The following is a 7,686-nucleotide window of genomic DNA, read 5'->3' on the forward strand; positions in this document are numbered from 1 at the left end:
TCGGGCAGGTCCAGCCCGGTGACCTCGCCCGCGTCGCCGCGCAGCGCCGTCCCGAGCGCGCACACGCCCAGCAGCGCCAGGGTCCACCGGGGGACGGCCGCCCGCCGCACCAGCAGTACCGCCGCGCCGAGCACCAGCATCAGCGGGACGTACACGTACAAGTACCAAAGGTGGAACGCCGGCTCGACCGACCCGAGGACGGCTCCGAGGGCGTCCTCGGCACCGCCCCGCCACCCCACGTACAGCACCGTCCACACCGCCAGGGGGCGCACGATCCGGTCCACCCGCCGCAGCAGCTGCCGCTCCCCGCGCACCGGCGAGGCCACCAGCGCCGCCCAGCCGGCCATGGCGAAGAACACCGGCACGGCGAACCGGGTGAGCGAGTCGGCGGCGACGCCGGCGGAGCGGTGGCCGGCGTCCACGAAGACGGCGGCGGTGTGGCAGAGGACGACGGCGGCGGTGCAGACGACCCGCAGCAGGTCGACGTCGTCCCGCCGCCCGGGCGCGTCCTGGTGGTGCCCCGGTGCGACGGGCTCGGCGGTGGAGGTGGCGGTCATGCCCCGCAGTGAACAGCCACCCGGTTACCGGGGACCGGCCACGACATGAACGCGGCGGGCCGCCCCTCACGAGGGACGGCCCGCCGGACGGGTGCCTCGCGCGGTCAGGCGGAGGGCAGCTTCGTCAGCTGCTCCGTGATCCGCGCGATGTCCTCCTCGGCCTTGGCGAGGCGGGCCCGGATCTTCGCCACGACCGGCTCGGGGGCCTTGCCGAGGAAGGCCTCGTTGCCCAGCTTGCCGTTGGCCTGCGCCTTCTCCTTCTCGGCGGCCGCCAGGTCCTTCGACAGCCGCTTGCGCTCGGCGGCGAAGTCGATCGCGCCGGACAGGTCCAGCTCGACCGTGGCGCCGGCCACCGGCAGGCTGGCGGTGGCGGAGAAGCCCTCGCCCTCCGGCTGGAGGCGCAGCAGCTGGCGGATGGCCGGCTCGTGCGCGGCGAGCGGCGTGCCGGCCAGGGTCAGGCGGGCCGGGACACGCTGGCCCGGCTGGAGGCCCTGGTCGCTGCGGAAGCGGCGGACCTCGGTGATCACCGACTGGAGGGTGGCGATCTCCTGCTCGGCCGCCGCGTCGCGGAAGCCGCTGTCGCCCGGCCACTCGGCGACGACGACGGACTCACCGCCGGTCAGCGTGGTCCACAGCGTCTCGGTGACGAACGGCATGATCGGGTGGAGCAGCCGCAGCGTGACGTCCAGGACCTCGCCCAGGACGCGCTTGCTCGCCTCGGCCGCCGGGCCGCCCGCCATGAAGGTGGTCTTGGACAGCTCGACGTACCAGTCGAAGACCTCGTCCCACGCGAAGTGGTACAGCGCCTCGGAGAGCTTGGAGAACTGGTAGTCGTCGTAGAGCGCGTCGACCTCGGCGACCACCGAGTTGAGCCGGGACAGGATCCAGCGGTCGGTCGCCGACAGCTCGGCGGCGTCCGGCAGCGGGCCCTCGACGGTGGCGCCGTTCATCAGGGCGAACCGGGTCGCGTTCCAGATCTTGTTGGCGAAGTTCCGGGAGGCCTGGACCCAGTCCTCGCCGATCGGGACGTCGACGCCCGGGTTGGCGCCGCGCGCCAGGGTGAAGCGGAGCGCGTCGGAGCCGTACTTGTCCATCCAGTCCAGCGGGTTGACGACGTTCCCGAAGGACTTCGACATCTTCTTGCCGTTCTGGTCACGGACCATGCCGTGCAGCGCGATGGTGTGGAACGGCGGGGTGCCGTCCATCGCGTAGATGCCGAACATCATCATCCGGGCGACCCAGAAGAAGAGGATGTCGTAGCCGGTGACCAGGACGGAGTTCGGGTAGAACTTCGCGAGGCTCTCGGTCTGCTCGGGCCAGCCCAGCGTGGAGAACGGCCACAGACCGGAGGAGAACCAGGTGTCGAGGACGTCGTTGTCCTGGCGCCAGCCCTCGGCCTCGGTGCCCGGCGGCTGCTCGTCGGGGCCGACGCAGACCGTCTCGCCGTTGGGGCCGTACCAGACCGGGATGCGGTGGCCCCACCACAGCTGGCGCGAGATGCACCAGTCGTGCAGGTTGTCGACCCAGTCGAAGTACCGCTTCTCCATCTCCTGCGGGTGGATCGTGACCCTGCCGTCGCGGACCGCGTCGCCGGCGGCCTTGGCGAGCGGGCCGACCTTGACCCACCACTGCATGGACAGCCGCGGCTCGATGGTGGTCTTGCACCGGGAGCAGTGGCCGACGGAGTGGACGTAGGGGCGCTTCTCCGCGACGATCCGGCCCTCGGCGCGCAGCGCGGCGACGATGGCGGAGCGGGCCTCGAGGCGGTCCAGGCCCTGGAAGGGGCCGTGGACGGTGATGACGGCGTGCTCGTCCATCACGGCGATGGACGGCAGGCCGTGGCGCTGCCCGATCTCGAAGTCGTTCGGGTCGTGGGCCGGGGTGACCTTGACCGCGCCGGTGCCGAACGCCGGGTCGACGTGGGTGTCGGCGACGACCGGGATGGAGCGGTCGGTCAGCGGCAGCTTGATCTGCTTGCCGACGAGGTGCCGGTAGCGCTCGTCGTCCGGGTGGACGGCGACCGCGGTGTCACCGAGCATCGTCTCGGCACGCGTGGTGGCGACGACGATGGTCTCCTCGCCGTCGCCGTACTTCATCGAGACGAGCTCGCCGTCGTCGTCCTGGTACTCGACCTCGATGTCGGAGATCGCGGTCAGGCAGCGCGGGCACCAGTTGATGATGCGTTCGGCGCGGTAGATCAGCTCGTCGTCGTAGAGCTTCTTGAAGATGGTCTGGACGGCCTGGGACAGGCCCTCGTCCATGGTGAAGCGCTCACGCGACCAGGCGACGCCGTCGCCGAGGCGGCGCATCTGGCCGGAGATCTGGCCGCCGGACTCCGCCTTCCACTGCCAGACCCGCTCGACGAACGCCTCGCGGCCCAGGTCGTGGCGGGACTTGCCCTCCTTGGCGAGCTCGCGCTCGACGACGTTCTGGGTCGCGATGCCGGCGTGGTCCATGCCCGGCTGCCACAGCGTCTCGTAGCCCTGCATCCGCTTGCGGCGGGTCAGGGTGTCGATGATCGTGTGCTCGAAGGCGTGCCCGAGGTGGAGCGAGCCGGTGACGTTCGGCGGGGGGATGACGACGGTGAAGGGCTCCTTGTCGCTCCCGGCGTCCGCCTCGAAGTAACCGCGGTCTACCCAGCGCTCGTACAGCGGCCCCTCCACGTCGGCCGGCGTGTATTGGGTCGGCAGTTCGGTTTCGGGCGCTGTGGGCTGCTGAGAGTTCTCGGTCACGCCGGTCATTTTAGGGGTGTCCCCGGGGCGTTCCGAAACGCGATTACTAGGTAACGGTCTGCGCCCGGGGGCGCACGCCGGGCCCGGCGTAGGGAAGGATGGCGCGGGACAGCACCAGGGAGGGAACCAGACATGAGTCACAACCAGCCGGGCCCGTACGGCGGGCAGCCCCAGCAGCCCGGTCCCTACGGACAGCCGGGAGCTCAGCCTGGGCCCTACGGTCAGCCGGCCGGTCAGCCCGGTCCCTACGGTCAGCCCGGCCCCTACGGCCAGCCCGGCGGTCAGCAGCCCGGGCAGCCCGGCCCGTACGGTGCTCCGGCGCCCCAGCAGCAGCCGCAGCCCGGCTACGGCTACCCCCAGCAGCAGCCGCAGCACGCCCAGCAGCCGCAGCAGCCCTACGGCTACCCCCAGCAGCCCGGCGTCCCGCCGCAGGGCAACCCGTACGGCCAGCAGCCGGGCCAGCCCGGCCAGCCCCCGTACGGCGCGCCCCCGCAGGGTCAGCCCGGCGGCGGTGGCGGCAAGAAGACGGGGCTGCTCATCGGCGGCGCGGCCGTGGTGGTCGCGCTCGCGGTCGGCGCCTACTTCCTCTTCTTCAGCGGCGGGCTGGAGGACGACGGCCCGCACAAGCTGGTGATGCCCGCGAAGCTGCTGACCGACTACAACCGGGCCGGCGAGGCGGGCGAGAGCGAGGACGACGCCGACGACCTCGCGGAGAGCGGCGTCAAGAACGGCAAGGCCGTGTTCGGGATGTACTCCACGGCCGACCTCTCCGGCTACGACCCGAGCGACCCGAGCACCGCGCCGGACCCGAAGGTGCTGGCCACCTCCAAGGGCATGACCGTCGTCGGCGGCTACGGCGAGATCGCCGACCCGGCGGGGACGCTCGACAAGTTCTTCGCCTCCTACAAGAAGGAGTTCGAGAAGAACTCCAAGGAGAGCAAGAACGAGGCGGAGCTGATCGGGGAGCCCGAGGAGGTGGACATCGACGGCACCGTGACCAAGTGTCAGGCCGTCAAGGGCAAGGAGCAGGTGACCCAGAAGATGAAGACCGACTGGTTCTGCGTCTGGGCCGACTACAGCACCATGGCGCTGGTCTCTCCCGGCGACGCCACCGCGGACGTGAGCAAGGAGCTCGCGGCGCAGATGACCGAGAAGGTCCGCGACGAGATCCGCAAGCCCGAGTAGGACCCCGCGCATGCGAAAGGGGCGCGCCCTGCCGGGCGCGCCCCTTCGCCGTGTCCGCGGTCAGGCCGACTTCTGCTCGCCCGCGCCCCGGCCGCCGCGCGCGTCGCGCGGGATGAGGGTGGGGTTGACGTTGGAGTGGACCACGTCGGCGGTGATCACCACACGGGCGACGTCCTTGCGGGACGGCACCTCGTACATCACCGACATCAGGACCTCCTCCATGATGGCGCGCAGGCCGCGCGCGCCGGTCTGGCGGAGGATGGCCTGGTCCGCGATGGCCTCCAGCGCCTCGCGCTCGAAGTCCAGCTCCACGCCGTCCAGCTCGAAGAGCCGCTGGTACTGCTTGACCAGCGCGTTCTTCGGCTCGACCAGGATCTGGAGCAGCGCCTCGCGGTCCAGGTTGTGCACCGAGGTGATCACCGGCAGACGGCCGATGAACTCGGGGATCATGCCGAACTTGACCAGGTCCTCGGGCATGACGTCCTCGAACTGGTCCTTGGCGGACAGCTCCCGCTTGGAGCGGATGGTCGCGCCGAAGCCGATGCCCTTGGCGCCCGCCCGCGACTCGATGATCTTCTCCAGCCCGGAGAAGGCGCCGCCCACGATGAACAGCACGTTCGTCGTGTCGATCTGGATGAACTCCTGGTGCGGGTGCTTGCGCCCGCCCTGCGGCGGCACGGAGGCCGTGGTGCCCTCGAGGATCTTCAGCAGGGCCTGCTGGACGCCCTCGCCGCTGACGTCGCGGGTGATCGACGGGTTCTCGCTCTTGCGGGCGACCTTGTCGATCTCGTCGATGTAGATGATCCCCGTCTCGGCCTTCTTGACGTCGTAGTCGGCCGCCTGGATCAGCTTGAGCAGGATGTTCTCGACGTCCTCACCGACGTAGCCGGCCTCGGTCAGCGCGGTCGCGTCGGCGATGGCGAACGGCACGTTCAGCATCCGCGCGAGCGTCTGGGCGAGGAGCGTCTTGCCGGAGCCGGTGGGCCCCAGCAGGAGGATGTTGGACTTGGCCAGCTCGATGGAGTCCTCGCGGCCCTGGCCGCCGCCGTTCTCACCGGCCTGGACCCGCTTGTAGTGGTTGTACACCGCCACCGAGAGCGCCTTCTTGGCGGCCTCCTGGCCCACCACGTAGCTCTCGAGGAACTGGTAGATCTCCCGCGGCTTGGGGAGCTCCTCCCACCGGGTCTCGCTCGACTCGGCGAGCTCCTCCTCGATGATCTCGTTGCAGAGATCGATGCACTCGTCGCAGATGTACACACCGGGGCCTGCGATGAGCTTCTTGACCTGCTTCTGGCTCTTGCCGCAGAACGAGCACTTGAGCAGATCGCCGCCGTCACCGATGCGTGCCACGGTGTGCTTCCCCTTCGCCTGGGAGCCCTCGGACGCGTGTGCGTCCCCGGTCTCCACGGTGCTGCCTTATGTCGACGGTACCTTGCCTGGCCCCCCGTTCGGGCCCCCCTTGGCAGGGTCCGCTCCGGAACGGATCCGGGCGAACCCCGCCAAGAGGCGGCAGACGTCCTGCCGCGGTCGCGTCAGCGAACGCTGGCGTTGTTCATCTTGCGGGTCGAGATGATCTGGTCGACCAGCCCGTACTGCAGCGCGTCCTCGGCGGTGAGGATCTTGTCACGCTCGATGTCCTCGCGGATCCTCTCCACCGGCTGGGTGGAGTGCTTGGCCAGCATCTCCTCCAGCTGGGAGCGCATCCGCAGGATCTCGTTGGCGGCGATCTCCAGGTCGGAGACCTGACCGCGGCCGGTCTCGCTGTACGGCTGGTGGATCAGGACGCGGGCGTTCGGCAGCGCCATGCGCTTGCCGGGCGTGCCGGCCGCGAGCAGGACGGCGGCGGCGGAGGCCGCCTGGCCCATGCACACGGTCTGGATGTCCGGCTTCACGAACTGCATCGTGTCGTAGATCGCGGTCAGCGCCGTGAAGGAACCGCCCGGGCTGTTGATGTAGATCGAGATGTCACGGTCCGGGTCCATCGACTCCAGGCACAGCAGCTGCGCCATGACGTCGTTGGCCGACGCGTCGTCGATCTGGACGCCCAGGAAGATCACGCGCTCCTCGAAGAGCTTCGCGTACGGGTCGTACTCACGCACACCCTGGGAGGTGCGCTCCACGAAGCGCGGGATCACGTAACGGGACTCGGCGACCGGAGCCGTCAGCTCGGCGCGGGTGCGGTCGTACAGGCCGCTGCCGGGGTAGTCGTTCATTCTCTGTCTCCTGGAAGGCGGGGGCGGGGGGAGGGCCGGTGCGCGGGCTCGGGCGTCAGGCCCCGGTGCCGCCGCCGCCCGGGATGTTGGAGGCCGCGGAGATGACCTCGTCGATGAGGCCGTACTCCTTGGCCTCCTCGGCGTCGAACCAGCGGTCGCGGTCGGAGTCGCGGGTGACCTGCTCGACCGTCTGACCGGTGTGGAAGGCGGTCAGCTCCGCCATCTTCTTCTTGGTGTGCAGCAGGCGCTCGGCGTGGATCTTGATGTCCGACGCGGAACCGGCCAGGCCGGCCGACGGCTGGTGGATCAGGATCTCGGCGTTCGGCAGCGCGAAGCGCTTGCCGGGCGTGCCGGCGCTCAGGAGGAACTGGCCCATCGACGCGGCGAGGCCCATCGCGATCGTCACCACGTCGTTCTTGATGTACTGCATGGTGTCGTAGATCGCCATGCCGGCCGTGATCGAGCCGCCGGGGCTGTTGATGTAGAGGTAGATGTCCTTGTCCGGGTCGGCGGCAAGGAGCAGCAGCTGTGCGGTGATCTTGTTGGCGATGTCGTCGTCGACCGGCTGGCCGAGGAAGATGATCCGCTCGTTGAGCAGCCGGTTGTAGACCTGGTCGCCGAGGCCACCACCGATGGAAGGCTCGCCGGCGGCTGAGGGCATCAGATTCGTCACGTATCCACCTGCTCGTCTTACGACGGCGCCGGGCCGTCTCACGTGTTCTGCCGGGGCGGGGGTGGTGCGTGCCCCGGCAGCGCGCCGCGGTGATCGGCGGCGACGGGGACTCCCCTGCCCTCGTATTCATGGACCCTAACGCGCAGGCAGTCACGTGCCATCCCGGTTCCTGGAGTGTTCGCTGTGAGCGCATGGGAGGGGCCGGGAGCAGGTCCTGTGGCGCCGGGGCGACGCCTCACCCTGCGGGTTGCCCGGCGCGCCCCGGGCATGCCACCGCGCGGCCACCACCTCACGGACGACGAGGCCCTGCACCGCACCCTCACCAC

The 7,686-nt window shown here is 70.1% G+C and carries 6 protein-coding genes; 1 reads left to right on the forward strand and 5 read right to left on the reverse strand.

Annotated features, from left to right (window positions below; all coding sequences use genetic code 11):
• Both HW445_RS12615 and HW445_RS12620 read right to left on the reverse strand, forming a co-directional pair.
• Window positions 1–557, reverse strand: a 557-nt coding sequence (locus tag HW445_RS12615; RefSeq protein ID WP_180221121.1) for an acyltransferase, incomplete at its 3' end; no start/stop codon positions are given.
• A gap of 104 nt (window positions 558–661) precedes the next feature.
• A complete protein-coding gene (locus tag HW445_RS12620; protein WP_180221122.1) occupies window positions 662–3,289 on the reverse strand; it encodes a valine--tRNA ligase in 2,628 nt (875 codons plus the stop codon).
• A gap of 132 nt (window positions 3,290–3,421) precedes the next feature.
• Between HW445_RS12620 and HW445_RS12625 the strand changes: the two genes are divergently transcribed.
• Entirely contained in the window at window positions 3,422–4,474 is a 1,053-nt protein-coding gene (locus HW445_RS12625; RefSeq protein WP_180221123.1) for a hypothetical protein, read from the forward strand.
• Between the two features lie 60 nt (window positions 4,475–4,534).
• Here HW445_RS12625 and clpX read toward each other — a convergent pair whose 3' ends face one another.
• From clpX to HW445_RS12640, 3 genes are all read right to left on the reverse strand, one after another.
• A complete protein-coding gene (clpX, locus tag HW445_RS12630) occupies window positions 4,535–5,824 on the reverse strand; it encodes an ATP-dependent Clp protease ATP-binding subunit ClpX (protein WP_151773220.1) in 1,290 nt (429 codons plus the stop codon).
• 182 nt (window positions 5,825–6,006) lie between these two features.
• Complete coding sequence (locus tag HW445_RS12635) at window positions 6,007–6,687, reverse strand: ATP-dependent Clp protease proteolytic subunit (RefSeq protein WP_151773221.1); 681 nt, start codon at window positions 6,685–6,687, stop codon at window positions 6,007–6,009.
• 55 nt (window positions 6,688–6,742) lie between these two features.
• Complete coding sequence (locus tag HW445_RS12640) at window positions 6,743–7,348, reverse strand: ATP-dependent Clp protease proteolytic subunit (protein ID WP_170145125.1); 606 nt, start codon at window positions 7,346–7,348, stop codon at window positions 6,743–6,745.
• Window positions 7,349–7,686 lie beyond the last annotated feature (338 nt).

The organism is Streptomyces sp. UH6, assembly GCF_013421635.1.
Classification (GTDB): Bacteria; Actinomycetota; Actinomycetes; order Streptomycetales; family Streptomycetaceae; genus Streptomyces; species Streptomyces abyssomicinicus.